At 44.7% G+C, this 26899-nt stretch carries 22 protein-coding genes and 1 pseudogene; 18 read left to right on the top strand and 5 right to left on the bottom strand.

What is annotated here, in order from left to right; translation table 11 throughout:
* Positions 1-109 precede the first annotated feature (109 nt).
* The 15 genes and pseudogenes from AC50X8_RS25005 to AC50X8_RS24935 all read left to right on the top strand — a co-directional run bounded on the left by AC50X8_RS25005 (position 110) and on the right by AC50X8_RS24935 (position 18812).
* On the top strand, positions 110-1456 hold the full coding sequence (locus tag AC50X8_RS25005) for an NtaA/DmoA family FMN-dependent monooxygenase (RefSeq protein ID WP_494862778.1): 1347 nt from the start codon (positions 110-112) through the stop codon (positions 1454-1456).
* A gap of 14 nt (positions 1457-1470) precedes the next feature.
* Complete coding sequence (nfsA, locus tag AC50X8_RS25000) at positions 1471-2211, top strand: oxygen-insensitive NADPH nitroreductase (RefSeq protein ID WP_494882159.1); 741 nt, start codon at positions 1471-1473, stop codon at positions 2209-2211.
* A gap of 135 nt (positions 2212-2346) precedes the next feature.
* Positions 2347-2772, top strand: coding sequence for a MarR family winged helix-turn-helix transcriptional regulator (locus AC50X8_RS24995; RefSeq protein WP_494862774.1), 426 nt, complete (start codon positions 2347-2349; stop codon positions 2770-2772).
* A gap of 106 nt (positions 2773-2878) precedes the next feature.
* Complete coding sequence (locus AC50X8_RS24990; protein WP_494882157.1) at positions 2879-3115, top strand: DUF896 domain-containing protein; 237 nt, start codon at positions 2879-2881, stop codon at positions 3113-3115.
* Between the two features lie 250 nt (positions 3116-3365).
* Positions 3366-3830: a MarR family winged helix-turn-helix transcriptional regulator gene (locus tag AC50X8_RS24985; protein WP_494882155.1), complete on the top strand. Its 465-nt coding sequence runs from the start codon at positions 3366-3368 to the stop codon at positions 3828-3830.
* 46 nt (positions 3831-3876) lie between these two features.
* Positions 3877-5220 carry an SCP2 sterol-binding domain-containing protein gene (locus AC50X8_RS24980; protein ID WP_494862770.1) on the top strand — a complete coding sequence of 448 codons (1344 nt, stop codon included), beginning with the start codon at positions 3877-3879 and terminating at the stop codon, positions 5218-5220.
* Between the two features lie 338 nt (positions 5221-5558).
* Positions 5559-6341, top strand: a complete 783-nt coding sequence (locus AC50X8_RS24975) for an SDR family oxidoreductase (protein WP_494882153.1) — start codon at positions 5559-5561, stop codon at positions 6339-6341.
* A 488-nt stretch (positions 6342-6829) separates the two neighbouring features.
* Entirely contained in the window at positions 6830-8074 is a 1245-nt protein-coding gene (locus AC50X8_RS24970; RefSeq protein WP_494882151.1) for a glutamate-5-semialdehyde dehydrogenase, read from the top strand.
* A 393-nt stretch (positions 8075-8467) separates the two neighbouring features.
* Entirely contained in the window at positions 8468-10966 is a 2499-nt protein-coding gene (locus tag AC50X8_RS24965; protein WP_494882146.1) for a GH39 family glycosyl hydrolase, read from the top strand.
* A gap of 218 nt (positions 10967-11184) precedes the next feature.
* Positions 11185-12423, top strand: coding sequence for a PTS sugar transporter subunit IIC (locus AC50X8_RS24960; RefSeq protein ID WP_494882233.1), 1239 nt, complete (start codon positions 11185-11187; stop codon positions 12421-12423).
* A gap of 41 nt (positions 12424-12464) precedes the next feature.
* A complete protein-coding gene (locus tag AC50X8_RS24955) occupies positions 12465-14738 on the top strand; it encodes a beta-glucosidase family protein (protein WP_494882142.1) in 2274 nt (757 codons plus the stop codon).
* Between the two features lie 458 nt (positions 14739-15196).
* Positions 15197-16096: pseudogene (locus tag AC50X8_RS24950) on the top strand (NAD(P)-dependent oxidoreductase); the annotation flags it as partial.
* Positions 16097-16495: 399 nt separating this feature from the next.
* Positions 16496-16720 (top strand): hypothetical protein, encoded by a 225-nt coding sequence (locus AC50X8_RS24945; protein WP_494882140.1) that lies wholly within the window; start codon positions 16496-16498, stop codon positions 16718-16720.
* 93 nt (positions 16721-16813) lie between these two features.
* The gene (locus AC50X8_RS24940) at positions 16814-17422 is read left to right on the top strand and encodes a TetR/AcrR family transcriptional regulator (protein WP_494862760.1); all 609 of its coding nucleotides are present in this window, start codon (positions 16814-16816) and stop codon (positions 17420-17422) included.
* 79 nt (positions 17423-17501) lie between these two features.
* Positions 17502-18812, top strand: coding sequence for an alpha/beta hydrolase (locus AC50X8_RS24935; protein WP_494882138.1), 1311 nt, complete (start codon positions 17502-17504; stop codon positions 18810-18812).
* Between the two features lie 156 nt (positions 18813-18968).
* On the opposite strand, the gene AC50X8_RS24930 is transcribed toward AC50X8_RS24935, so the two are convergent.
* The 4 genes from AC50X8_RS24930 to AC50X8_RS24915 form a co-directional block, all read right to left on the bottom strand.
* A complete protein-coding gene (locus AC50X8_RS24930) occupies positions 18969-20195 on the bottom strand; it encodes an epoxide hydrolase family protein (RefSeq protein WP_494882136.1) in 1227 nt (408 codons plus the stop codon).
* 69 nt (positions 20196-20264) lie between these two features.
* Positions 20265-20684 carry a MarR family transcriptional regulator gene (locus tag AC50X8_RS24925; protein WP_494882134.1) on the bottom strand — a complete coding sequence of 140 codons (420 nt, stop codon included), beginning with the start codon at positions 20682-20684 and terminating at the stop codon, positions 20265-20267.
* A gap of 184 nt (positions 20685-20868) precedes the next feature.
* Complete coding sequence (locus AC50X8_RS24920) at positions 20869-21954, bottom strand: DUF3626 domain-containing protein (protein ID WP_494862755.1); 1086 nt, start codon at positions 21952-21954, stop codon at positions 20869-20871.
* A 146-nt stretch (positions 21955-22100) separates the two neighbouring features.
* The gene (locus AC50X8_RS24915) at positions 22101-22583 is read right to left on the bottom strand and encodes a TetR/AcrR family transcriptional regulator (protein WP_494882231.1); all 483 of its coding nucleotides are present in this window, start codon (positions 22581-22583) and stop codon (positions 22101-22103) included.
* A gap of 693 nt (positions 22584-23276) precedes the next feature.
* On the opposite strand from AC50X8_RS24915, the gene cyoE reads away from it, so the two are divergent.
* From cyoE to AC50X8_RS24900, 3 genes are all read left to right on the top strand, one after another.
* Positions 23277-24197: a heme o synthase gene (gene cyoE / locus AC50X8_RS24910; protein WP_494882229.1), complete on the top strand. Its 921-nt coding sequence runs from the start codon at positions 23277-23279 to the stop codon at positions 24195-24197.
* A gap of 196 nt (positions 24198-24393) precedes the next feature.
* Positions 24394-25065 (top strand): type A chloramphenicol O-acetyltransferase, encoded by a 672-nt coding sequence (catA, locus tag AC50X8_RS24905; RefSeq protein ID WP_494882132.1) that lies wholly within the window; start codon positions 24394-24396, stop codon positions 25063-25065.
* Positions 25066-25360: 295 nt separating this feature from the next.
* Positions 25361-26038, top strand: coding sequence for a DUF6273 domain-containing protein (locus AC50X8_RS24900; protein ID WP_056033303.1), 678 nt, complete (start codon positions 25361-25363; stop codon positions 26036-26038).
* A gap of 163 nt (positions 26039-26201) precedes the next feature.
* Here AC50X8_RS24900 and AC50X8_RS24895 read toward each other — a convergent pair whose 3' ends face one another.
* Entirely contained in the window at positions 26202-26852 is a 651-nt protein-coding gene (locus AC50X8_RS24895) for a nitroreductase family protein (protein ID WP_056033306.1), read from the bottom strand.
* Positions 26853-26899 lie beyond the last annotated feature (47 nt).

Below are 26899 nucleotides of genomic sequence, written 5' to 3'. Positions count from 1 at the left end.
CACTGAACAGAACAAAATCATTTAATATTTATTTAGCAGGCTAATTATTATGGCGCTACAAAAGGGTGATTCCACTCTTGGCCCATCCGTAATGAAGGAGAAGAACGTTATGGAAAAAAGAAGTAAGATGCAACTGGCACTACAGATGGTTTCTGGATATGGTGCTGAATTCAGCGCATGGAGGATGCCTGGCACGGACCCTGCAGCTTACACCAATATGGATAGTTATGTGGAGCGGGCTAAATTAGCTGAACAAGGAAAATTTCAAATGATCTTCATTGCCGATACTCCCGTATTATCCAACAACTTAGGTTCTCAGACGCCTATGTTCCCTATGGATCCTATGTTGGCACTGATGGCTGTAGCAAGAGAGACGAAACACATTGGGCTTGTTGCTACTCTCTCTACGACATTTAATTACCCATACAACATCGCACGTCAGTTCAAAGCACTGGATGTAATCAGTCATGGACGTGTGGGATGGAATGCGGTTACCACATCCGACCCCTTAGCGGCAGCAAATTTCGGTGCCCGGGTTACCGAACGCAAAGAACGATATGACAAGGCACATGAGAGCATACAAATTGTTCAGGCCTTGTGGGGGAGTTGGGAATCAGACGCATGGACGTTAGATGTAGAAGGAGGGAAATTTGCCGATATGGACAAAATCCAGCCTATAAACCTTCAGGGTCAATATTATGCATCTCGTGGTCCTCTGCCCATTCCCCCTTCCGAGCAAGGACAGCCTGTTATTTTCCAGGCAGGTGGAGGAAGAGAAGGACTAGAATTGGCGGGGAAATATGCTTCGGGTGTCTACGCCAATCCTTATGATATAGCGTCTGCTCGTGAACACAGACAAGCAATCCGACAAAGTGCTGTCCGTTTCGGTCGAAACCCTGATGATATCAAGATGTTTGCAGGTTTTATGTTTTCTCTGGCTTCAACGGAAGAAGAAGCTCTGAATCGTCGGAAACAGCTTATGAACTTCAATCCCCAGGAAATCCCCAATAGGGTAAGTTATCTCGGTTCCATGATTGGTGTACCCTTATCGGTAAACTTGGTTGATATCGATAAGCCAATACCGGCTGACTTGTTGAAAAATGCATATGCCAACCCAAGGGACCCACGTTCTCCAATAGCCTTGAAATTGTTGTTGCAAGGTCTATCCGTTCGGGATGTTCTCGCTCACGGGGTAATCAACTATCATCCCGTCGTTGCAGGCACACCCACACAGGTTGCTGACTTTTTAGAAGAATGGTTTTTGGCTGAAGCATGTGACGGATTCTCAGTCGTACCCGATGTATCTTTTGATGGTGTTGCGGATTTTGTAAATCAGGTTATACCCATCTTGCAGGAGCGTGGTTTGTTCCATAAGGAATATGAAGGAAAAACACTACGCGAGAATATGAGCATTCCTTACGAATATGGAATGCGGGAATATGGAATAAACGAATAGAGGAGAGAATTTTAATGAATCATACACCTCAATTGCTTCATAACCATACATCATTTCGTTCTTACACATCTCAACCCCTAACTCAGGAACAAATCGATGCGATCTTTCAGGCAGCGAATCAAACTTCATCGTTCAGTCTCCTGCAGGCCGTGTCCATTATTCGAATCACCGATCCGATTCTTCGAAAAAAAGTCAGACACCTTTCTGTCAATCAACCTTATGTTGAAGAAGCGGCTGAGTTTTGGATTTTCTGTGCAGATTTCAACCGGAATCATCAAATTGCTCCGGAAGTGGATATCGAATATATTGAATTTCTGTTAATCGGTTCATTCGACGCCGGACTGGTAGCACAAAATGCGTTGACTGCTGCCGAATCCATGGGGCTAGGCGGGGTATATATTGGTGGGATCAGAGCAAATATTAACGAACTATCTGACGTATTGGGTTTACCGAAGTATGTGATTCCTTTAGTGGGGCTATGCATCGGTCATCCAGCTGAAAAAAAGCCTGAGCTGAAACCTCGGCTGCCTCAATCCATGGTTTTACTTGAAAATCAGTATCAATCTCTTGATCAAGAAAAATTAGCTATCTATGATGAAACCATGTTGAAGTATTATGAAAATCGTCCGACGAGAGCCCCTTTCACCGTGAAAAAAGTAAAAGGATGGAGTGACCACATCCAAGATCATCTCCAGAGAAGTATTCAGCCTCAAATGATGGAGTATTTGAACAAACAAGGATTTGCCAAAAAATAAGTTTCGAACAAAGTCCTTTTGAACCTTAGAGCTGCCCCCCAATAGGCGGTAGCTCTAAGGTAAATTGACACCTGTAGTTCACCGTGATACATTTAGTCTGCTAAATATCAATTGGATGACTCGGAGGGATAGTTCATGACAGATGCAGTAGATTGTGATATTCGACAGTCGTTGGATAGGATTTCCTTCCAAATGCGTCGAAATTATAGTGAATCTCTTAGGGAACTTAATCTCTATGTAGGACAAGATAATTTGTTGTATCGTCTGTGGTTGGGTGATGGGGTAACACAGATGCAACTATGTGAACACTTGAAGTGCGAACCGCCTACGGTAACGAACATGGTTAAATCACTGGAGCAGAACGGATTTATATATCGTAAACGTGATGTACAAGATGCAAGAATCATGCGTATTTTTCTAACGGACAAAGGAAAAGAATTAGAAATACCGGTTGAGATGAAATGGAGAGAACAGCAGGAGAAATTGCTTCAATTCATTTCTACGGAAGATCGGTTGATATTAAGAAAACTAATGCAACAAATGGAGAGGAATATAGTATGACTCTCTATTTCTTCGACATATATTTAGCTTGCTAAATATGTATGATCAAATTTGCTAAGTTTAATCAAGCTTGGTTCCACAAATAAAAACAGAGGAGCGTATGAACATGCTTATCCCATATCTGGACAGAATTAATGAATTAAGCAGGAAACAAAGTAGTAGTGGTTTGACCGACCAGGAGAGATCAGAACAGAAGGAGCTTCGGCAAAATTACTTGAAAATGATTCGAGGGCAAGTTCAAACAACGATGCTTGCGGTATCCGTGGTAGATTCTAAAGGTAATGATGTCACCCCATCCAAATTGGTTGATGAAAAGAAAATCTTTTTCGATCAAAATCGCTAAATTAGCGAATTTTTTTTAGGAACCAAGTTCTTGTACGGAAATGAGGACAGGAACTTGGATATTACCAATCGGACCTGCAGTAGGTTTTTTTGTTTCGATAATGGGATTGTAGATAAAATGAAATGGAAATAAGAAGGCTTGTGCCCTCCAATGAAATTTCAGTTCTCTACTCTGCTTAAAAATGATCCGTCCAGGTTTAAGATGATTATCAAGATTGACATCGACACAATATGTGTATATACTCGCATTTATGAGAAAACATAATTCAACTTCAGATTTTTCAGGGACGACCAATTATATGTCAGAGTGCGCTTGCTTGAATTTAAGAAAAGCGTCCCGGTTCATTACCAGTGTATATGATGAATATTTAAGACCAGTCGGGCTTCGGGCAACCCAATTGTCTGTCCTTATGGCACTTGAACAGGCCGGGTCTGTCACCATTACATCTCTCTCCGAAATACTTCTGATGGATAGGACCACATTGCCACGGGATCTCAAGCCGCTTGAGAGACAGGGGTGGGTTTCGATCACGGAAGGGGAGGATCGCAGGAAACGATTTATTGCTCTGACACCCGATGGACAGGACCTTCTTAAGCGTACGCTGCCGTTATGGGAACAGGCGCAAACCCGTATTCGAGACTATATGGGTGAGGACCCTTACAAAGCTTTGCTTGGTCAATTATCTGATGTCGTTAAGCTGAACAAGCGAGATTAATTTTTTTCGTCAAATAGGTGTATATACACGTAATTAGAAAGGATAGATGAAAGTGGCCGATATGAAAAAACATCCCACTGTTGTGCGTTACTACGAGTCCTCTGCGCAATCCGCCACTCTTGACAACGAAACGCTTGATTATGAGTGGATACGTGAATTGTGTCTTAAGGCCGGAGCTGACGATGTCGGGGTTATATCCATTGAACGCTCCGAATTGGATGATCAGCGTAATGACATTCTGTCCGCATTTCCGCATGCTAAGACGATGATTAGTTTCGTTGCCAAAATGAATCGAGAACCGATCCGCACACCGGCACGATCCCTTGCCAATATTGAATTTCATCATACCGGCGATAAGGTAGCGGAGACAGCCCATCACATCGTGTCCGCATTGGAAGCGCGAGGGATACGGGCATTAAATTCAGTTATGGGTTTCCCGATGGAGATGGATAAGTTTCCCGGCAAGACCTGGGTCGTTTCTCTTAAGCCTGTTGCCGTTGCGGCAGGGTTAGGCCATATGGGCATCCATCGCAACGTGATTCATCCGAAATTCGGAAACTTTATTCTGCTTGGCGCCGTTATGATCGATGCCCGGGTCAACAAGGAAGACCGACCGATTGACTACAACCCGTGTCTGGAATGCAAGCTTTGCGTATCTGCCTGCCCTGTGGGCGCAATCGGTGCGGATGGACAATTTAATTTTTCTTCATGCGCTACGCACAATTATCGTGAGTTTATGGGCGGTTTTAGCGACTTTGTGGAAACGATCGTGGACAGTAAGAACTTCAAAGAGTATCGGAATGAAGTACCGATAACCGAAACGACTTCCTGGTGGCAAAGTTTGAGTTTCGGGGCTAACTATAAAGCGGCTTATTGCTTATCGGTTTGTCCGGCGGGCGATGATGTGATTGGGCCGTTTTTGAAAGACCGTAAAGGGTTCTTGAATGATATATTAAAGCCGTTGCAGGCCAAAGAGGAGACGATCTATGTAACCCCGGGCTCCGATGCGGAAGCGTATGTCATGAAACGTTTTCCCCATAAAACGGTAAAGCGCGTCGGGAATGGACTCAGGCCGAACACGATCCGCCTATTGATCACCCTGATGCCTCATGCATTCCAGCCGAAGCAGGCAACAGGTTTAAACAGCACCTATCATTTTACATTCACTGGAGATGAAAGGAGACAAACGACATTCGACATTCGTGACAATAAGCTCCAGATTCGGGACGGTTTTCACGGCAAGCCGGATATTCGGATTACGGTGGATAGCAGAACGTGGCTTAAGATCGTGGGGAAGGAAAAAAATGTGGCTGCGGCATTGCTGACAAGAAAACTGCGAATCAAAGGGAATCCCAAATTGTTGATGAACTTTGAGAAATGCTTTGCTTAATGGCAGTGTGTATACACTATTGTGCGTAGGGGGTTGAACCCGATGCATAATTGGAGAAACACGGCAATCATTGGTGGTTCAATGAGCGCATGAAAAAACATTCAAAACCGAAGGCGGCGATCGATATGATTTAAGTTGAAGGTTGTCGATCGACGCTTTGAACAACGCCTGGCACATACGTTCGAGCGGATCAAGCAAACGGAAGCTTTCATTATGAATGGATGGAAACGAACGAAGTAAAGCATGTTCGATGAGATTCTCAGTTTTGGCAATAAGCTTGCACAATAAAGCATGCAAAGCCACTATATAAATCATTCAAAGAGAAAGGATTGATTTTTATGAAAATGGATTCCAACACAATTCTTATAACGGGTGGAACATCCGGGATTGGATTCGAGCTTGCTACTCAGCTCATTCAGCTTGGGAACACCGTAATTATTACCGGGCGGGATCAGTCCAAGCTGGATCTAGCAAAAAAGAAACTTCCATTCATTTACACATTTCAGTGTGATGTAAGCAATCCGAAGGCCATTTCCGACCTTTTTGAAAAAGTAACCAGTCAATTTCCAGAACTGAATTTTCTGATCAATAACGCTGGGGTTATGCGTAAATTGAACTTTCATACCAAAGAGGTTGACTTAGAGGATATTAGTAGCGAGATTGAAATTAACCTCAGCGGTTCGATCCGCATGGTGAACCAATTCTTATCGCATTTAAAGGCGAAGAAATCCTCTGCGATTATGAATGTCTCATCCGCACTTGCATTTGTTCCTTATCCAGTATTCCCGGTATATTGTGCGACGAAAGCCGGTATTCACTCATTTACACAATCACTGCGAATGCAGCTAAAAAATACTAATATTAAAGTGTTTGAATTGGCGCCTCCAACTATTCAGACCCCTTTAATTAAAGCTCTTGAAGGTTACGAGATCAAAGGCGTAAAGCCAATGGAGGCCGATAAACTGGTTAGGTACGCAATCAAGGGTTTGGAAAAGGATCGCTTTGAAATCCTACCGGGCCAGAGCAGTGCGCTGAAGTTCATGAGTCGTGTTGCACCTCAGTTTATTTTAAATCAGATGAGCAAACCCGTTGATAAAATGCTGGCTCAAACCAAGAGTTAAATATACGGAACAGTGGTTGGCGGATCGTTTCGCCAAGGGCGGAAATGATTTGGTGCTGGTGGCGCGTATCTTTATTCGCCATGTGTATCCGGAGACGCTCTGCGTATCGAGTATGAGCTGACAGAAAAGGGAAAGGGAATGGAAGCGACGATACGGGAGCTGCACAAAAGAGTAGATTGCTTCGGCTGAACATATAATAATTTTATAAATCCGCCGTCAGGAAATTTGCTGAAAATGATGGTAATGACCTTCAGAGGTGATGATCAATTCTTTACTGAACATTCCAACATGGCGAGAACTTCCACTTATAAGGAAAAACTTCATCGAACAGTAAAATTAACGATGAAAATATTACAAAGATAATGATTTTATTTTTTTGTTTTTAGTAGAATGAACGTTCCTGTATGCACAGATTTCTCATTCATCTATTGAAACGATAGAATGAGCTTATTAACTTGCAGGAACAATATCCCAATTGGAGGTGCTCTATGTCTGAAGTGATTCTTAAAGCAACTCTGGCGCGGGGAGCGACTCCACTGCTTGCGAATGTATCCGCCAAACGCAAGAATGAGGCGCTTAATCGCATGGCCGACGCACTGCTGCGGAATACGATAAACATCATCGAGGCCAATGCGGCTGATCTGGCGCGAGGCGGCGAAAAACTTAGCGCATCCCTGCTCGACCGTCTCACGCTGAATGAGAAGAGGATCGAAGCGATGGCCGAAGGGCTACGACTAATCGCCGGGTTGCCGGATCCGATCGGCGAGACGCTGCAGGAATTTTCGCGCCCAAACGGGCTGCGCATCAAGAAGGTGCGTGTGCCGCTCGGAGTCATCGGCATTATTTATGAAGCCCGGCCAAACGTCACTGTCGACGCTGTCGGCCTTTGTTTTAAGACAGGAAATGCAGTCTTACTTCGTGGCGGCTCGGCGGCAATCAATACGAACAAAAGAATCGTGGAGATTTTGGTTGAAGTACTTGCCTCCTTTGGACTCCCTGCCGGTACCATTCAATTGATTGAAAACTCAGATCGTGCATCCATCGACGAAATGCTAAAGCTGAAAGGCTATATCGATGTGCTGATTCCGCGCGGAGGTGCTTCCCTGATTCAGAATGTCCTTAAGAACTCCAGCGTGCCCGTCATTGAAACAGGTACCGGCATTTGTCATACTTTTATCGACGACAGTGCCGAACCATCAATGGCTCGAGCCATCGCCCTCAACGCCAAGGTACAGCGGCCATCCGCATGCAATTCAATTGAGACTCTTCTTATTCATGAGGAATTTGCAGTCCGAGAACTGCCTGATCTTGCTACCGCGTTCCGCGAAGCGAACGTGGAGCTGCGAGGTGACCGCCGATCAATCGAACTCGTACCTGATATGTATCCCGCTTCTTCCGAAGACTGGGACACGGAGTATAATGACTATATTTTGAACGTACGTGTGGTCAGCGGACTTGAGGAAGCACTCGCTCATATCCGTGCACATAGTACGAAGCATTCCGAATGCATCATAACCGAAGATGACCGGAACGCTTTACTTTTCTTGAATGAAGTCGACGCATCTGCCGTTTATCATAACGCTTCGACGAGGTTTACCGACGGTTTCGAGTTTGGCTTCGGCGCGGAGATCGGCATCAGCACTCAGAAGTTGCATGCCCGTGGTCCTTTGGGACTCCCAGAGCTTACTTCTCACAAGTACAAAATCACTGGCAGCGGGCAAATCCGGCCTTGAAGATATAATCATTGTCATTTCGCACGACAAGAATGATACAAGATTTCGATTATGTCTGATGAGTGACCATGGGAGGGAAGTTCTTGTGTCATATAACAGTACGATAAAAGTAACGAGTAGTAGAACTACCAGGAAAAGTTTGTTAAATGGTTAGGGCTGTTGACTAAATGGGTTGAGGACATTACCCTCAACCCATTTTTGTATTTATAGATTCTTGGCTTTATTTGAAATGCCAGTTCATCCCTTACGCTATCGGTTGGATCATACTAGAAATGGTGGTGAGTTCAGCAGTACTATCACCTAGGTGAGTTGCAAACTAAGGTATAAGTGACTTCATATTGTATCTTCCTCTCTTTCAGTACATACTATGTGTACGGAAAGGGAGGTCACCCCATGCGATACCTATACGAATTTATCAAACATCAGGATGACATGCCTATGCACTTGTTCGTGAATAGTGTTGCGCATGTTCCTTACCATTGGCACAAAGAAGTTGAGATCATTTATGTCCTGCAAGGAGCGGTAACGCTCCTGGTGGACCAGCAACAGTATGAGCTAGAACAAGACGATATTCTTGTAGTAAATAGCATGTCCGTACACAAGGTAGAACGCACCCAGCAAGACAATGTGCTTCTTACGCTACAATTCAGCCCTACATTATTGGAGGAAGAAACTTATATTGCCTGCAATTCTTCCCGTCAAACGGTGGAAGATCGGGGATACTATAACCAAATCCGTCGATATTTAGCCCAGCTTGTTTGGGAATCGACCAAAACTGCGCCAGGTTTTCGCAGCTTCTCGTTAGGTCTGTTGCATCAATTGACAGGGTATCTTACCCGAAAATTTTCCGCCGGCAAGAACGAAGCGCTGCAGACCGATGGCAAGCCGCAAGATTATACCCGACTTAACCGGGTTTTAAAATATATTGATGGTCATTATAGAGAGAAACTCACCCTTCAATCGATCGCCGATCAAGAGTATTTAAGCTTGCATTATTTCGCTCATTTTTTCAGCGGCAAAATCGGCATGCCATTTCAAAAATATTTGACGTCGGTTCGCCTGGAGAAGGCGGTGGCCGAGATGACGGAAGCAAGCAGCAAAAGCATAACCCAGATTGCCTTAGACTGCGGCTTCGCTAACGTCAAGTTGTTTAATAAGTACTTTAAGGAAAAGTACGATATGACGCCAACGTCTTTCAGGGAATCGCTGAAAACCGTTGTAACGCGTAATCGTGATCAATTGGCATCTCTTACCAAAGAGTCACCGAATAGCGATTACTATGTGATCGACACCATACAAGCGATGGAGACTTTATTCCGCTATCTAGAGGAGGATAAAGGAGACACCCATATATCTTCCTTGAAAAGATTGAATCAGGAACCCAGCCGTATTCATGTGGGGTCAAATGTTAACGTAGAACCTTGCGTAAAGCCATGGAAGCAAATCATTGGTGCCGGAAGGGCGCTTGAAGGACTACGTTCGGACTGGCAGGAGCAGTTTCGCGACCTGCAGCGAAACTTAAGATTTTCACACATTCGTTTCCACGGCATTTTCAATGACGAAATGATGGTGTATCAAGAGACCGAAGACGGGAACGCCATTTATAATTGGGCCTATATCGATGAGCTGTATGACTTTTTGCTGGAGTCTGGCATACGGCCATTTGTGGAGCTGAGCTTCATGCCGACTTTGCTTCGGCGCTCGGATGAGACGATATTTTGGTGGAAGGGGAATATTGCTCCTCCGGCTGATCAGAGCAAATGGGATGCCCTAGTCGGCAATTTTGTGCGTCACTGTTTGAATCGCTATGGGCGGGACGAGGTTGCAACGTGGTACTTTGAAGTATGGAACGAGCCTGACCTCACAGGTTTATGTTGGGCCGGAACGAAGGAAGAGTTTTTTAGCTTCTATAAGTCAACGGCCGATACCATTAAAGCGATTGCTCCGGAGCTTAAAGTAGGGGGACCCGCACTCGGTTACGGATCGATTTGGAATGATAGCTGGGCGGGGGATTTTATGGCCTTTTGTCAACAGGAAAGAGCACCGCTGGACTTTTTCTCTTTTCATGTCTATTCCGAGTATCCCAATAAGAAGGAAGAGGCGGAGAAGCTCACTACGATTATGCCGCCTTCCTTCTATATAGACACTATTCATCGTTTAATAGATCAGATCGGGACAGAAGCAAATGCATCGCTTGAGCTGTTTATTACCGAATGGAATTTTTCGCTTTATGATCGAAACTACCTCCACGATACCATGTTTATGGCGCCATTCGTTATTCATCATGCCTTGCACACCAGAGGACTGGTGGAGGGAATCGCTTATTGGTCTTTTACAGATGTATTCGAAGAAAGCCGCGTTCTGCCTTCCCTGTTTTACGGCGGATTCGGACTTATGAATCGGTTAGGGCTGAAAAAACCTAGCTATTATGCGCTTGAACTGCTGGGGAAGCTCGGCGATTGTGTAATGGCAGAAGGCGAGGGTTTTATCGTAACAGGCAACAGCGATGGCAGCATACAGGTGTTGATGTACAATTACGTGCACGTCGATCAGCTCTTTGCAAGCGGGGATTGGTCAGGCCTTACAGAAACGAGCCGGTATACAGTATTCGAAGAAAAAGGGGACAAGGCCTTCCAGGTTAGGCTGGAGGAGTTACAGGGGAGCTACAAAGTAACAAAGTATCAGCTGAACCGTGAGGAAGGCTCTGTGTATGACGAATGGATTCGGTTAGGCGCACCAGTTTACCTGAGCGTAGAGGAAGAAAGTTATTTGCGCAGCAGATGTGGCCCGACCATGAAGACATTTCATCTTCAGAATACAGAGCATTATGAGGATACCTGCATTCTCCCGCCTCACGGCGTGGTACTGATCACCTTGTCGAAACAATACTAAAGGATCTTTTTTGTGTACGATAGCACCCTTGCTCTTAGGCAGGGGTGTTATTTGCTGTATAACCTTAATTTATTAAAGGCAAAGCTAGGATAGGAATACCGTTTAAACAAAAAAGAACCCTGATCTGCGCAAGGAAGGACAAGAAAGCGTTATCACATCGATATATACTGAGTTTGTAGATGTTTAGGAGAGATATACATTTGGAGGGGATTAATATGATGGATCGTCTTATGAAGTGGATGACAGAGCGGTTTGCCCCGCGTCTTGAAGCCTTTACCAAGAACGTATGGGTAGATTCGATTCAGGAAGCAATTATGGTTACGCTTCCAATGATTTTTATCGGTTCCTTAATTACGCTGGTGTCTATTCTAAAGGATTATATTCCGGGTATGCCGGATTTGACGCCGATCACAACGTTCAGTTTTGGACTTCTCGGCATTTTCATTGCCTTTTTGACACCGTATATGGTCATGCAGAAAAAAGAACGCCACAAAATCAAGCTCATTTCAGGCGCGACGGGACTTTCGCTGTACTTGATACTGTTAAAGCCAACATTTGGCGATGATGGTACCATTCAATTCGTGCTGGAACGGTTCGGTCCGTCGGGTATGATTACAGCTTTGCTTGTCGGAATTGCCGTTGCTGCCATCATGAATGCGTTCAATAAGTTTTCCTGGTTCAAAAAAGATACGAAGCTGCCCGAGTTCATCGTCGATTGGTTCGACTTTCTCGTTCCCATTGCGCTGATTCTTACCTTGGGGTGGATATTGATCTATCAGCTGCATTTCGACATTTTCGGCTTGATCGTCAGTATCTTTAAACCCCTGCATACTATTAGCCAAACACTTGTCGGATTCACCTTATTTAATATTATCGGGGTCGTGCTCTATTCGTTCGGAGTTAGCCCATGGGTCATTACGCCAATTCTGTATTCGATCTGGATTCCAGCGATTGAAGAGAACGCGAAATTAGTCGCGCAAGGTCTGGATCCGATTAACATTAATACGTTCGAAACGTTCTTCAGCGGCTGGCTCGGTGTAGGAGGCATGGGGGCAACACTACCACTGGTCATCTGGTTTCTTTTTGCAAAGTCGACAAAGCTGAAGACGATTGGCAAAGCGACGATTGTTCCTTCGTTGTTCAATATTAATGAGCCGGTCATTTACGGCGCGCCGGTCGCGTTTAATCCGATTCTTATGATTCCGATGTGGATTAATGGTATCGTTACACCAATTATCGTTTATCTCGCCCTAGATTGGGGGCTGGCGGCAATTCCGAGTAAAGTGTTCCAGTTATGGTATACCCCAATTGGGATTTCGACGTATTTGATGTCGGGGCTTAACGGGCTTCTGCTGCTGGCCGTTGTGCTACTTATTATGTTCGCAGTTTGGTACCCGTTCTACAAAATTTACGATATGCAAGAGTTAAAGAAAGAACAGCAAGAAGTACATCACTAACAGCAAGCTGAGGATTATGAGGAAAGAGGAGCTGACAACTAATGAAACAAAAGACAGAGATACTACTGCAAGCATTGACGCTGGAGGAAAAAGCGGGCCTATGCGCAGGTTTAAATATGTGGATGACAAAGGGCGTTGAGCGATTGGATATTCCACCGCTTCATATGTACGACGGCACCAACGGTATTCGTAAAACGAATAGTGACGATGAAATGGGAATCACTGGTGAAAATATGCCGGCAACCTGTTATCCAACGGGTTCGGCGATCGGTTCCTCATGGAATATCGACCTGCTGCACGAGGTTGGTGTTGCGCTGGGCATCGAGGGCAAGCAAATGGGCGTAGAGCTCTTGCTAGGTCCTGGGATTAATATGAAACGTACGCCGCTTGGAGGGCGGAATTTCGAATATTATTCGGAGGATCCTTGCCTCAGCGGCGAGCTTGGCGCCGCGTTCGTGAATGGGCTGCAGAGCCAAGGGGTTGGCGCTTCAGTGAAGCATTTTGCCGGCAACAATCAGGAGTATGAGAAGCTCGTCACAAGCTCGGAGGTGGACGAGCGTACACTGCGAGAAATTTACTTGAGTGCCTTTGAACGAATTATCAAGAAGGCCAATCCTTGGACGATTATGTGCTCGTATAATCTGCTGAACGGTTCGTACACCAGTGAAAATGAGCATCTGCTCCAAGACATTCTCCGTGATGAGTGGGGTTATGAGGGTGTAGTGCTATCTGATTGGACAGCGGTGAATGACCGAATCCGTGGTTTGAAGGCTGGATTGGATATCGAAATGCCGGGGCCTGCCCACTACAATACGAAAGCCATTATTGAGGCAGTTAAAAGCGACAAGTTGAACGAGGCTGACCTAGACCGTGTCGTTTACCGTATTCTGGAGCTGGTTCGTAAAACAATGGATCCTGTAGACCTAGTGGAGAAATCAGAATTGGACTTCCATCAACTTGCAAGAAAAGCCGCGGCAGAAAGTATCGTGCTACTGAAAAACGATAATCAAATTTTACCGATCCTTCCGGAGAAGACCTCATCGATCGCTGTGATCGGCAGCTTTGCCAAACGGCCGAGAATGCAAGGTGCAGGGAGTGCCAAGGTTACCGCATCTCGGGTTGATGTGCCGTGGGAAGAGATTCGTGAGCTTGCGGGGGAATCGATTACGCTTTCCTATGCTGACGGATATCCACAGGATGATCAAGTGGACGATGCGCTGATTCAAGAGAGCGTTCAACTAGCGGCGCGTAGCGATATCGCGATTTTGTTCGTAGGACAGCCAGAATATGCCGAATCAGAAATGCGTGATCTAGAGGGAATCAATCTGCCGCCGCATCAAGTGAAGTTGATTGAACAAGTATGCGCAGCTCAACCGAGATGCATCGTTGTGACGAGCAGCGGTACAGCGCTTGCGATGCGACCTTGGGCGCAGCACGTTCCTGGCATTCTCCATGCATGGCTCACAGGCCAGGGTGGAGGCAGAGCGATAGCTGAAATTTTGTTTGGTAAGGTGAATCCCTCGGGCAAGCTTTCAGAGAGCTTCCCTGTCAAGCTTTCCGACAATCCATCCCATAAGCGGATTCGCGGAGAGAACGGCAAGCTGTATTATCGCGAGGGTCTTTTCGTAGGGTATCGGTATTATGATAGTAAGGAGATTGCACCGCAATTCCCATTTGGACATGGCTTGTCATACACGAGCTTTGTTTACACGGATTTAAAAGCCGTGCAGCAGGGAGACCAGGTGTCCGTTACCTTCCGATTGAAGAATACGGGGAGTGTACCAGGCAAAGAAGTTGTCCAACTATATGTGCACGATGAGGATTGCAAGTGGGTACGTCCCGACAAGGAATTGAAAGCTTTCGCGAAGGTGGAACTGCTGCCAGGGGAAAGCAAGGATATTCACTTCGTCCTGGAAGAACGGGATTTCGCGTATTATAACACCAAGTATAATAAATGGGTCGCTGAAACAGGTTATTTCCAGCTTGTTATTGGCAGTTCATCCCGAGACATTCGAATCAGGGAAAGAATACACTGCCAGTTCAAAAGCGAGGAAATGACGCTGCATAAATTTAGCTTGCTCAGCGATTGGCTCAGCGATTCGACCGCGAAATCGATTCTCTTGGACAATCTTACGGAGATGAACCAGCATGTGTTCGACAAAGTAGAGTTGACGGATGAGTTTGTCGGTTTCTGGAGTGACTTTCCGACGATTAAAGTGTTTCAAATGTTCGGTCAAAACTGGCTAATCGATCGTTCACCGGATCAGCTGATTGAGGAAATGATTCAAAATTTTGTGTTGATGCGAAGAAAATAAGCTTAGTCCAAAAGCAGCCTGTAAGGGATAGTAACAGCAATAAGATTGTTGTAACAAAAATACTGGTGCTTAACGTTAACTTGAGCTGTTAATGTTAAGCACCTTTTCTGTATGTCGAAGCGTTTCATTAAACAGCATTCATTAATGATTCATCTAAAGAATCCAGATGATTTTGTAAACAGAGTAGTACCCAAAATGGCGATCAACCATCGTTTGATGGTACTTCTTTTTCAACCGCTGTAACGCTAACAATACGAATATCTGCTAAGGGTATAAGAAGCATAATCGGCAGCGGGCAAAGCTAGATTTAGAACGATTAATCGAAGAGTATGAGCGCATCAAGAGTAGGGGGAAGGTGGTGAAACACCAATGAAATTGAAAAGATGATACTATTCCTTGATTGATAAAGTATACCAAATGAAAAATTTGCACGAAGCATGGCTGTCAGTAAAGAAGAGAATCAAGAAAGCGGCGGAAATATTGATGAGCTTGCACTGGTCGATGCCGTTAACGAAGGCATCGTCGCAGGAGCTGCGTTCGACGTATTTGAAGTGGAGCCTCCGCAGGCGGATCATCCTTTCTTGAACAATCCGCGCATTATCGTCACGCCACATCTTGGCGCTTCTACAATTGAAGCCCAGGAAAATGTAGCTTTTGATGTATCTGAGGAAGTACTGCATATCTTAAGAGGTCAGCCGTTCAAGAACGCAGTCAACATGCCTACGATACCGGCCAACGTGCTGAGCAAGCTACAGCCTTATTTCAACCTTGCGGAAAAAATTGGTGCGATTCTCGGACAAATTGCCCTAGGCGCTGTGCATGAGATTGTGGTTAACTATGCGGGAGATCTGGTTGATGTAGATACGAGTCCGCTCACGCGTCACATTGTAAAGGGTATATTTATGCATCAGTTGGAATCCATTAATATTGTTAATGCGATGCACTTAGCCAAAATCCGTGATGTGAACATCGTAGTTCAGAAATCAAATACCTCGAGCAGTTTCACCAACCTTTTAACTGTCACTATAAAAACAAAGCAGGAGGAAAAGACGCTGGCAGGAACGCTCCTGACCGGGATAGGGGAGCGTATAGTCCTGATTGATCAATATCCGGTAGATGTCTCGCCTTCCGGCAATCTGCTGCTGGTATCGCATAACGATAAACCGGGCATTATCGGCAGAGTGGGGACCTTGCTCGGCGACAATGATGTCAATATTGCAACGATGCAGGTAGGCCGGAAGGTCGTTGGCGGCTCTGCGATCTTGGTGCTGACCATCGATAAACAGACTTCGAAAGAGGTTTTACTCTCGCTTGAGAGCTTACCGGAAATCGTGAACGTACGTGAGCTAGTGATTTAATGTTTTGAATCTGTTCATCTTTGTTTTATGGGTAAAACGATTAAGGGATATCATCCTCCTAAGGGGTAGTGTGGAACCGCTAGAAAAGTCCCGATGATGCTTAGTTAGGTCATCGGGACTTTTTTATTTAGAAGGTAATGTAGACAATGCTTGGGATTTCAAAGACACATAGCTAGTTTTCAGAAGAAAAAATTTCTTGATTATTTCATGATTGAAAATGGAGTGATTACTGGATTTCTAGAGGAAGAATTAAGGGAGCAACTACAAAATTCTAAATAAGTACAAGAGTATGAAGAAATATCCGAGACACTAGGCTGGGGGAATGTGATTTCGAGAGACAGTTTTAATTGATATAATGAACAAGTTTTATGTACTAAAGCGTCTCAAGAAGCATGCTTTTTGAGACGTATTTTTTTGCCCATTTTTACCGTTTCAAAAGATGTGAAAAAGCGTTTGCGGCTACAGGGGCCATACATCGGAGTGGACTATCAAAATCAACTTTCTACCGACGTGTTAAAGAGCTTCCTAAAAGACACCGATGAAATTCAGTACGCTCTTTACCAAATTCTCATGGTCTTGCTGCCATGGGCACTGCCCAGTAGAAAATCGGCATTTATTCAGTAGGCATTCAATTAGTGAAAATAGACTTGATTTGACTTAATAATGTTTTATCAATATAATATGAATTAATTCACAACTATTTGAGAGGTGATTCACATGTTCCAAAAGGCATTTCTTAATTTGGATAAAGAGAAGCAGGATGAGCTGCTGAATAAGGCCATGCAACTTTTTATCGATCACAAGTACGAAGACGTCACGATAAAGCTGATTCTTGAAACATTGTCTCTGCATCCGGCAACATTTTACAGGTATTTTAAGGATAAGGATGATCTTTATTATGTAATGTTATGTAATGTTTCGCAGAAAAAAAAGGATTTTTTAAAAAACGATGGTCAAGAGTACGTTTACGAACTTATGGTTCGTGACAACACGGCTGAGCCATTGAATGAATTGGAAGTCAAGTTTGTTAAAACAGTAATAAATCTTCCCGTGGATGTCTTGCTTCACTTATACCTGGATCTGTTCAAAGACGAATCCATCGCCATATTCAAGGACAGTTTGCGCCGGTTGAGGTACGACGGCAAGCTCCGGCCCGACATTGACGACGACCTGATTTCCTTTATATATGCGACTGTACAGTTTAATCTGATTTTATTTTACAGAGAGGCCGGCATTGAGGAAGAAGATATGCAACTCAAGGTTCGCAAATATTTTGATAAATTTTTCCTTCATGGATTAATAAAAGACTCTGAATATGAAGAGTAGTGAGTCGAATGCTCTTCGGTGAATGCTTCTTCACAGGACAAGTCAACACGATTCAATAACTTAAATTGGAGGAGAAATTATGAAAAAAATACTGACAGCGACACTGGCAATTGTTCTCGCACTGACCATGCTCTCCGCCTGCGGCAAAAATAGCGGCACTTCCGCACATGAGGAATTTCCGAAACCGGAAAATAGCGGTACTTCCGCACATGAGGAATCTCCGAAACCGGAAAATAGCGGCACTTCTGCACAGGATGAATTTCCAAAACCGGTCGGAAGTTATACGGTCGGGCGTACACAGATGGACTTCAAGTACAAAGCATCAGACAATTCAGAAAGGGAACTGACGGCGTTATTTTTCTATCCGTCCGACAGTAGTGAAGGCAAGCCAACGGCAGAATATGCATTTCCGGAGTTTCATTCATTGAGGGATGAGCTTCTGGTTAGATTAGGGGCTACAGCGGGTGGTGAGCAGCTTTTTGACTCCAATTTTAAGACATGGTCTTACGAAGATCTGGCCTTGTCTGAAAAGGAAAAGCAATATCCGGTTTTATTCTTTGTTCATGGCGCAGGCGCTTACCCGCAGCAAGGCACTTTGTTCTCTCAAGACCTGGCAAGCTCCGGCTATATTGTGGTATCAATCGGCCATGCCGAAAGTGGTGTGTACAAACTCAAGGATGGACGAACTGTTGGTATGACAGAGGAATTTATGGACGAATTAACGAAATACGGAATGGAAGCGGCCTCCCTAACTCCCCCTGAAATTGTGACAGAGAAGCTCGAGGAAGAAGAAGCGATTGAGATTGCTCGCAAATTGACTTCGGCGCCTGAAGCAGTGAAGTTTGCAAAATATGCCGTTTTACAGAGCGAGGATATTAGATATGTCGCAGATAGTCTGTACAAAATGAATACAGGTGACATTGAATCCATGTTTAAAGGCAAATTGCAGCTTGAAATCGGTATGGGTGTGTTTGGACATTCTTTTGGAGGAACGACAGCGGCAATTGTTAGCCGTGACGATGAGCGATTTGTCGGCGCTGTAAATCTTGACGGTAATATGTTAGGTGCCCTGGATAGCGACCTTAAGAAACCCTTCATGCAGCTCGGCACCGTGCTTGCGTATAATACGAATGCATTTCTTCTTGAATCCAACAGCCAGGAAACCTACTTTGCCATTATTGATAATGTAACTCATGGTGACTTCTCCGATTCCTTGTTTACTACTACAAATGAAGCCTCCAGAGGAACCCGAGATGCCATGGAACAGCGCAATATTATTACCTCTTATACAAAGGCGTTTTTTGATAGATATATGTTGAAAAAGGAAACGGAAATTGAAAGCCTTACCTTTGACGGCGTAGAAATGATTAAGAAGCCTCAAAAGAATTAGACTAAGATCTATCAAAACCTAAACTTAATAAAATCAAATAACAAAAAGGGTTCTACCTATTATGCATGACTAATAGGTGGTACCCTTTTTGTTTAATTATCCTAAACGACCAAAGAACCACGATCCTTTATTGAAAGCTCGATTCGGTTGAATCCTTTATCGACGTCCTCGGAAGGTGCGGCGCAAATCGTCAACCCATTTGTCCGGAACTTCCCAGGGGATGAAGTGTCCACCATGCTCGTGGGCTGTGATGTTGACATGTTTATACCAAAGAGCCCGATCGCTGTCGAGAAAATTCGGTACGCGATTTTCGGTCGTGATACCCGGCGGATTTTCGTAGCCCACAAAGGTAATACCGGTTGGTGCTTCAATGACAGGCGAGCGACTATGATCGGGTGTCCATGGATAGCGGTTATTGTTTGCATAGATGCGCATTGAGGTTTCAATGGCGTTGTTGACCCAGAAGATGGTTGCGTGTGTAAGGATGTCGTCCTTAGTAAAGACATTCTCGACATTGCCGTTATTGTCACTCCATTTGGTCCATCGTTCCAAGATCCATGCGAGCATTCCAACTGGCGAGTCGCTCAGACCGTAGGCGAGTGTGCTTGGATCAAGAACGTGAACGGCGAGATGCGATGCGAAACGGCGATCAAACTCCAAAATTTGCGATTTGATTTTCTCAGGGATGTTGTCGGGAATGGGACGGCCTCCGGCGAAATCCCAACCGCGATCTCCGTTGAAAAAGTTCAGTTTTAGAGCAGACCCGATGTGTATGGCGTAGAGCTCGTCACTATATTTGTGTCCCAGTTGACCGGTCACTAGAGCACCTACATCGCATCCCCCTGCCGCGTATTTCGCATAGCCGAGAGTATCGGTCATGAGCGTATGCCAGAGATCGGCAATTTTCCAAAAGTTCATGTCTGGATGGCTCGGCAGTGGCGTCGAGAATCCAAAGCCAGGAAGGGAGGGCACGATTACGTCGAATGCTTCAGCCGGATCGCCCCCGAATGCGCCAGGGTCCGCTAGTGGATCAATGACCTTGGACCAATGCCAGAACGTCCAAGGCCAGCCATGGGACAGAATCAAGGGTACAGGGTTAGGCCCCACGCCAGGTTTACGCATAAAGTGCACGGGAACTCCGTCAACATTTACTTTATAGTGTTGGTAGGCGTTGATCGCCTTCTCGGATTTGCGCCAGTCAAACTCGTTAATCCAGTAGTCGACAAGTTTCTCAAGGTAGTTCCGACTAACACCGTAAAACCAGTCATCATTACCGGCATCGAGTGGCCATCTGGTGGACTTTAAACGATTTTGAAGATCAGCAAGTAACTCATCTGATACGTGGATCGGACTCGGTTCAAGCACGAAAGGAGCTGTTGTCATAAGTGTTCCTCCTTGTATTCGTTTGTTTCGTCCGTCACTCGGGTATGAACAACGGAAATGCAACCGCGACTACGAATCGGTTCCCAGTTCGACCAGACGCTTCAATGCGGGAATGGCGGAGGCAATTGCCTGTTTTTCCTCTTGAGTGAGCCCTTCACTGAATTTCGAGAGCTTCGTTATGCGATTCAAACGACGCGAATCAATAACATTTGCCCCCAGCGTGGTAATATGCACTTGAACGACTCGGCCATCATTTGGATCTGGTCGGCGCTCGACGAGCCCGTCTCGTTCAAGTCGGGTCACCAATTGTGTGATTCCCGACTGCGTAACTTGCTCATTAACGGTCAGCTCAGTAAGCCGCATGGGGCTCTTGAGGGACAACGTGTGCAGGACGGAAAGGGTAGTGAAGCTTAGTTTTTCAATGGACGGCATCCGAATGAAAATCCTCGTTAAATCTTCGAACACCATAGCGAAGTCGCTAACGTTCAACTCAGTCAGGTTATTTTTAGGTTTCATGAACAAAACTATATCACGAACTTATATAAGTGTCTAATGTAAATTGGGTTGGCCAAGACTCCAAACTAGAGGATCCTCCAGAAACTTGCCAACAATTCAAACTCCTTGTGACTGAAGGATAAGGGTACAGAATTGCTCCATCTTCACGGAAGATTATTCACTTTTCCATTGGCTTTCCATATCTCACTAAAACATGCCAGAGTAATTTTAATTGTTGCAGAACTTCATTATAGGTTCCTCTATCGCTCCAATTGCTTGGATTTCGTTTCAAGTCCATAGCTGCAGAGCCAATCATATTTGCATCAATAAAATGACTTTGCGCAATTCTTTTGGCTAGTGAAGGCATCGAAGGACCTCTAAAATTCATAGGAACCTCATCAACCAAAAGTGTAAAGCCCATGTGCCAGTAAAGATCGATTGAATACTTTAAACATATCTGTTCTAAGATTCGTCCTGTATGGGTGCCCTTAAATGATGGATCGGCAACAAGCATCTTTACGTCTTCTTTAAGAAAAATGTCACCATGAACCTGAGCTTCGATATAGTGGTTAAGATTTCGGTTTGGCTCTTTATTTGATGGATTTTGGAATGGTTTCTCAAGATTAACGAGCATATGGTCGATTAACTTTTGAACCGTCAGGTTTTTTTCACCAATGGCAAAATCACTATAGAACGCATCCCTCATGAGAGCGGCCAAAATGAGGTCAAATTCCTCATACGTCCCTTTTTCCTTGGGGTCTTGGTGAGAATCCAAATAAGTATAAGTGCAACGATGAGAGACCTCAGTGGATAAAAGGAAATAGCATGATCCAAAACGTGGAGCAGGTCCATCGGGATGTAACATGACATTGAGTGCCCCATACTTGGGCCGTTCGCTATTGGTTGAGCCATTTATTTGGTACGCTCCGCCAAACATTTTCTTCTCCCAAACGTCACGTTCACCACCTGAAAATGCTGATACACTTCCATTCGATAGGAAAGTCTCAAACTGGCTTTTATAAATTCCCTGCTCAAGTAGTGCTTCAGCAACGCTTTTCATGGTCGGGTCTAATCTATCTGGGTGAAAGTGTAGCGCGACATTTGCGTGAGATTTTAGTTTAGTGATAGCCTCTTCAAATGTCTTCGGCTCGATGTTGGACATTCGAAGAATTTCCCTAATGGTTTGCTCCACCTCATTTTTGCGGCTTCTTGCGTAATTTGTTATATGATCTTGAGCTAACTGCTGAGACCTCGTTAATTTCATGGGCAGAGGAGTCACTTCCCTTTTTATAGAATCATAATTCATTATGGACAGTAAGGGAAATTGACCCTTTAGGAATCGCCTTGTGTGGGCTGTATAAATAAACCTGGTCTTATTACCGATTTGATTAATGACGAATGTATAGCTTCCTACTCACAAATTCTTTCCAATAAAGCCCCTAATTGCTCTGCTAATACGATATAAGTTACCGGTCTCTCGTTCATAAACCACCATTCGATTACGCCTACATAGGAAGATGCCACGAATTGCACGACAAGCTCTTTATTCAACCCTTCATTCTTGCCATGGTTGTTATCGACTTCGTCTTGGAACTCTTCAATAAGAAATTCGAGAAAACGGCTGCGGAAGAGGGAGGCTCCTTTGCTAGCCAGCATGGTGGAGAAAAATGCGTAATTAGTTTCAAAATACTCCGTCCATATTACGGACCCCGTTACAAAATCCAAATCTGCTGATGCTTCGCATCTTTCCCGGAGCTCGTCAATATGCTTCTCGATGAGCTTATCCAGCAAATCGTATTTATCCATATAGTGAAGATATATCGTTCCACGGCTGATGTTTGCTTGATCCGAAAGATCCTGAATGGTAATATCGTCAAAACTTTTCTCAGACATAAGTTCAATAACTGCTGTTTTTAAGGCTTCCTGGGTTTTAAGGATTCTTCTATCAACCAACACGTGCATACATGGAAGAATTATTGCCGGACATTCTGGACGGAACCCTCGAACCAGGACGCGTGTTTGACGTAACGGTTGATTTGATGGCGTACCGGAGGGGTATCAAGCCATTGACAACCGTAAAGCGCTCAAAGTATTGATTAGACCTTAAAATTTGGTCACTACAATGATTGTTGATTCATCAAGGGTAGCCCTAAGTTATTTATAGGGCTACCCTTATTTGATCTATTTCATCCCAACATTTCTGCGGTAAAGTTAATGAAATTTTTCGATTTTTTCCTATTGGCTTGCAGCCTGCCCCTTTTCTCTTACCTCCTCTTTATCCAGTTGAACGATCCTCTTTTTCTATGCTTATTAGCTTCCTCAACTCATTTTTTATTTGTGAATAAATCCAATTTATAGGAGTAAACTGAATTTAGTTCATAAATTTCAAGAGTCAGTCTAAAGCTTGATTACAGTGCCGTCTTGGACATGCAAACGGGTTGTTCACGAAAGCGACAAGGGTTTTTGACAGAATCATGAGGGTTGATGGAATAATGGCACATCTAATGAAGCTTTATGGTAACCTATAGAAGTAACCTAAAGAAATAACCTATAGAAATGAAAACACATACAGGGAGTGTTATTCTCATGCTGATGCAAAGCAATACAAATAGTATCGAACGAATGCCGATCTCCATTACGAAGGTGCTCTTTGAAACGATAAAGTTTGGTATTATCAAGTCGAATCTCATTGCGATGATCGCAGGGCTTAGCATGGCGCTGTACGTTCATAACTTATCGTTCTTCGATAAGATCGGCAACATTGTGTTGGCTTTGATCGGATCTGCCTTGGTGATCGGAGCGGCCGGCATCTTCAATAATTTATACGATCGCGATATCGATGCCATTATGGAACGGACGAAAAATCGGCCGACTGTATCCGGAATCGTTGACGTCGGGAGCGGGCTGATCATGGGGATCTGGATCGCGGCAGGCGGCCTTGTCGCATTGTATATTTCTTCTCCGCTTGCCGCTTACTGCGGCTTTCTGGGGCTGTTCCTCTATGTCGTGCCTTATACCATGTGGACGAAGCGCAGAACCATCTATAATACGGAGGTGGGCAGCTTGTCAGGTGCAATGCCTCCGCTGATCGGTTGGGCCGCAATCTCACCTGACATTTTTCACCCTGGTGCAATGGCGTTGTTCCTGTTAATGGTGATTTGGCAGATGCCACATTTTTATGCCATCGGGATTCGTCGTATGGAGGAATACCGGGCGGCTAACATCCCGATGCTGCCGGTCGTCAAGGGCATTCGGAGAACGTACGTGCAGATGAATGTATATCTGGTTGCATTGTTCCTGAGCAGCTTCATGTTCTGGTCCTTTAATCCGTACATCGCTGTGGCGAATGCGCTCCTGAGCTTGGCCTGGTTAATTCTGAGCGTCGACGGATATCGTCGGAAGCCGGAGGAAAAGTGGGCGCGTTCGATGTTCATTTTTTCGCTGAACCACATCACGGTGCTGCTGCTGATGATCGTCGGCTACTCCTTGGGTGCTCCTTTGTTATAATGGCAATCCCTCTCGGTCGGGATTTTAGGTGAATAGACATAAGATTTCGGATAACATAAATGAAAAAAGTCGCAAAGAGAGCGGCTTTTTTTTCTCCGCATTAAAATAATAAAAGGGATTGTGAAGAGGATATGGTTAAAGCAGTGGATCAAACCTCCTAAAACGAAAAAGCAATCATTTTAGGAGGTTATAATAAATGAACTTCAATCCGATTATTATGGATAACTGGAGTAGGAAACCATACTTTGAGCATTATTTAAACAAGGTCAGATGCACCTTTAGCATGACGGCAAATATGGATATTACCCGGCTGCTGAAAGAACTCAAGAGTCAGGAAATAAAGCTTTATCCCGCACTCATCCATATGATAGCTACTGTGGTAAACCGCCATCATGAATTTCGCACATGCTTTAATTCGGAGGGGACATTAGGCTATTGGGATCGTTTGTCTCCTAGCTTTACCATTTTCCATGATGATGACAAGACTTTTTCAAGCATGTGGACTTTGTACGGCGAAGATTTTAATGATTTCTACAGTCGTTATCTTGATGATATGAAAAAGTACGGAAAGGTTAAACAATTTGCCTCTAAACCAAACGAACCGCCCAATACTTTCCCTATTTCCAGCATTCCTTGGGTTAGCTTCACAGGCTTTAATTTGAACATCTATAACGAGGGGACCTTTTTGCTCCCCATCCTTACAATGGGGAAATACTTTCAGCAGGAAGACAAAATACTGCTGCCACTATCCGGGCAATTCCACCATGCTATATGCGACGGTTACCATGCCGGGATGCTGTATAATGAGCTGCAATTACGTGCTGATAATTGCAAGGAATGGCTGCCCAACTATACTCCATTCCGCTAATGGACACGTTAATGGAATAAGGAAGCGATAACCCGATGATGCCTTTCTAGATCATCGGGTCTTCTTTATGTGTAAAAGCCAGCCCACTCCTAACTTCGTGCAGTGAGCCGGTTTTGGCTATGAATAGCTTGCCGACTTTCTCGAACTGCCGTCTTTACTTAAAGTAAAACATTAAAGTACGTATGTTAAGTTTTTTTGAAATACATAGTGCGGTAAATCAAGGGTTTGAGGAAGCCAGCTTAGTTATTGCATCAACGTTGTACAATTGAATTAAAAACGAAAGTTGGAGATTTTTTTGGAAAATGTTAATTTTGCCTGCACGCCGTTTCGAAGCGCAGAGCCCGGCGCAATCATTACTTTCGGCATTTATCCTCAGACCGCGGGCGGCGCAGACAGAACGCCGATCAGGTGGCGGGTGCTGCAAAATTCAGGCAGCGAGCTGTTCCTGTTGAGCGAATACATTTTGGACTGCAGGCGGTATCATGGTGAATTTGTCGATATCTCATGGCGTGATTCTGATATGCGAAAATGGCTGAACGATGAATTTTATATCACTGCATTCAATGATTCCGAGAAGCGGTTCATCAAGACTGCATATTGCACGGACAACGGAGAGGCGAGCGCTGACACGGATGACAAGGTTTTTCTGCTCAGTGTTTCGGAGGTGAAAGAACTGACCTCTAAACATGATGAAGTCGCTTTAAGCGTGAAACGTCGGACAATAGGAACGGAATTTTCCAAACTAAAAAAGGAAGATGGCTGTCACCTATATGTGTATGATAAAACCGTCAAAGCTGACTATATCATCGAGAAGGGTGAGGAATTAGGCTGCTCTTGGTGGTGGCTGAGAACCCAGCCGGTTAGTTGTTCACGTGCTTATTTTATTGGCCCACGCAGCAGTATACGCAGTTATGGCCGTGTTAACTTAGCTCGTGACGGCGTGCGCCCCGCTATCAAAGTGGCATTTCCTTAGTTTTGATCAACGGATGTCCGCTGCTTCACATATCTATCGCTTAAAACAAAAAAAGCTCGGTTTTGGATCACTTGGACGTGACCCGAAACCGAGCTTTACTCTCGAATGATATTGATGAATAACAACATCCATCGTTAGGTTAGTCTCCAAGTGTAACGGTTGATTAGGCCCAGGTCGTAATCGTTTCAACCGGGAGGCGGTAGGAGGGATAGCCCTCCTTGGCTGCTTTTCCTATAGAAATCAACATGACCGGTTGGAACCGATCCTTGTCCAGGCCAAAGGCTTCAGCGATCTGCTCCTTATCATAACCGGCCATCGGGTTGGTGTCATATCCGTGAGCACGGGCTACAAGCATCAGCTGCATCGAAATGAGGCCCGAGTCAATCAGGTTCATGTCACGCAGATCGGATGCAGCCATACTCGCATAATAAGGCTTCGCTTGTTGCAATTGCATATCCATAATATCCTGAGGCATGTATCCAAGCTCCACGGCTTTGCCGAAAATTTCGTCCATATATTCAATATTGCTTGCATCGTAAAATACCGCAATGACAGCCGAGGAGGTTAGAGCTTGCGTCTGGTTGAAGGAGGCCAGCGGTGCAAGCTTTTCTTTGCCTTCAGCACTGTCGATGACAAGGAAACGCCATGGCTGCATGTTAATGGCAGAAGGGGCGCGGGAAGCTTTCGCCAACATTTCGGTCATTTCCTCCCGGCTGATTTTCACTTCAGGATCGTAAACTTTAACGGATTGGCGCTCCAAGACGATTTGATTAAAATCGTTTGTTTTGTGGAATTTGCTGGTGATTTTGCTCATGTGAATTTCTCTCCTTTATCTATTGTTTTCAAAATTGTACTGCAACT

Source organism: Paenibacillus sp. JT22N15 (assembly GCF_059383755.1).
This window is presented reverse-complemented; position numbering and strand designations above follow the sequence as displayed.